Consider the following 2,500-nt stretch of genomic DNA (forward strand, 5'->3'; position numbering starts at 1 on the left):
TGGTTGCGGGGGCAGGATTTGAACCTGCGGCCTTCAGGTTATGAGCCTGACGAGCTACCGGGCTGCTCCACCCCGCGTCCGTTGTGTTTCCCGAGGGCTTATTGTTTTTGCGATCGGGGTATATTGCATCGTTAGAGGGAGGATTTTCGTTTCTTTCTAGGTTTGGCGGTGACCTACTCTCCCACGTCTTGAGACGGAGTACCATTGGCGCGACGGCACTTAACGGCCGGGTTCGGGATGGGACCGGGTGTTTTGCTCGTGCTATGACCACCAAACCGAGGAAGAAACGCGGGTTGGACTTGGAGCGTTGCTCTGTTTTCCAACCCGTTATCATCAGTTTTTCTTGTTCCAAGTCTGTGTTGCTTTTGACTGTTCCAGGGCTTGGCGTATTGCCTTGCTGTTTCTGGATCAAATCAAGCCTATCGAGCAATTAGTACCGGTCAGCTGAATGCATTGCTGCACTTACACCTCCGGCCTATCGACGTGGTGGTCTTCCACGGCTCTCAAGGGAGACCTTGTTTTGAAGGGGGCTTCCCGCTTAGATGCCTTCAGCGGTTATCCTGTCCGAACATAGCTACCCAGCACTACCGTTGGCACGATAACTGGTCCACCAGTGGTTCGTTCACCCCGGTCCTCTCGTACTAGGGGCAACTCTTCTCAAGTCTCCTACACCCACGGCAGATAGGGACCGAACTGTCTCACGACGTTCTAAACCCAGCTCACGTACCTCTTTAAATGGCGAACAGCCATACCCTTGGGACCTGCTCCAGCCCCAGGATGAGATGAGCCGACATCGAGGTGCCAAACGATGCCGTCGATATGGACTCTTGGGCATCATCAGCCTGTTATCCCCAGCGTACCTTTTATCCGTTGAGCGATGGCCCTCCCACTTGGGACCACCGGATCACTATGACCGACTTTCGTCTCTGCTCGTCTTGTCAGACTTGCAGTCAGGCAGGCTTCTGCCATTGCACTCAACGACCGATTTCCGACCGGTCTGAGCCTACCTTCGCGCGCCTCCGTTACTGTTTGGGAGGCGACCGCCCCAGTCAAACTCCCCACCATGCAGGGTCCCGGATCCGGATGACGGACCGCGGTTAGACATCAAGAGTGCGAAGGGTGGTATCTCAAGGGAGGCTCCACGAGGACTGGCGTCCCCGCTTCGATGCCTACCACCTATCCTGCACATCACAATCCTGATGCCAGTGCAAAGCTGGAGTAAAGGTGCATGGGGTCTTTCCGTCTAACCGCGGGAAGTGTGCATCTTGACACACAGTTCAATTTCGCTGAGTCCACGTTAGAGACAGCGGGGAGATCGTTACGCCATTCGTGCAGGTCGGAACTTACCCGACAAGGAATTTCGCTACCTTAGGACCGTTATAGTTACGGCCGCCGTTTACTGGGGCTTCAATTCAGAGCTTGCACCCCTCCTTTTAACCTTCCAGCACCGGGCAGGCGTCAGACCCTATACGTCGCCTTACGGCTTCGCAGAGCCCTGTGTTTTAAGTAAACAGTCGCCACCCCCTAGTTTGTGCCCCCCGCCCGCACTTGCGTACAGACGGGGCCTCCTTCTCGCGAACTTACGGAGGCATTTTGCCGAGTTCCTTTAACGTGGTTCTCTCAAGCGCCTTGGTATTCTCTACCAGTCCACCTGTGTCGGTTTAGGGTACGGTCTGATGGAGGGCTATTTCCAGGGACCTCTAAGCAGCCCACCCAATCCGATAAGGGCAAACTACCGTCGAGATCCGTCACTTCCTCCTGGCCCACGAATATTAACGTGGTTCCCATCGACTACGCCTTTCGGCCTCGCCTTAGGGGCCGGCTTACCCTGCTCAGATTAGCTTTAAGCAGGAACCCTTGGACTTTCGGCGACAGGGTCTCTCACCCTGTTTGTCGCTACTCATGTCAACATTCTCGCTTCTGATCTCTCCACCAGTTGCCTCACGGCCTGGCTTCACAGAAAGCTCCTTGCCTCCAATGCATCGCAAGCGATGCAAGAGAGGCATTGAGCTATATCACAGAACGCTCCGCTACCACGCACATCGCTGTGCATCCTGAGCTTCGGCTCGTGGCTTGAGCCCCGTTACATCTTCGCCGCAGGACAGCTTATCTAGACCAGTGAGCTGTTACGCTATCTTTAAAGGATGGCTGCTTCTAAGCCAACCTCCTGGTTGTTTTGGCCGTCCCACATGCTTTCCCACTTAGCCACGAATTAGGGGCCTTAGCTGCAGGTCAGGGTTGTTTCCCTCTTCACGACGGACGTTAGCACCCGCCGTGTGTCTCCCGGATAGTACTCTGCGGTATTCGGAGTTTGCTTAGGCTCAGTAAGGCTGTGGGCCCCCATCACCCATGCAGTGCTCTACCCCCGCAGGTATTCGTCCGAGGCGCTACCTAAATAGCTTTCGCGGAGAACCAGCTATCTCCAGATTTGATTGGCCTTTCACCCCTAGCCACACGTCATCCAGACCCTTTTCAACGGGTGTTGGTTCGGACCTCCAGC

1 tRNA gene and 2 rRNA genes (1 of these 3 cut by a window edge) are annotated in these 2,500 nt (G+C 55.3%); all 3 read right to left on the minus strand.

Features of this window, described 5'->3' with window-relative positions:
* Positions 1 to 77: transfer RNA gene (locus tag H7F16_RS19425), tRNA-Met, on the minus strand.
* Positions 78 to 160: 83 nt separating this feature from the next.
* Positions 161 to 275: ribosomal RNA gene (rrf, locus tag H7F16_RS19430) — 5S ribosomal RNA — on the minus strand.
* Positions 276 to 409: 134 nt separating this feature from the next.
* Positions 410 to 2,500: ribosomal RNA gene (locus H7F16_RS19435) — 23S ribosomal RNA — on the minus strand; it runs 744 nt beyond the window's last position.

The organism is Paragemmobacter straminiformis (assembly GCF_014243445.1).
Taxonomy (GTDB): Bacteria; Pseudomonadota; Alphaproteobacteria; order Rhodobacterales; family Rhodobacteraceae; genus Paragemmobacter; species Paragemmobacter straminiformis.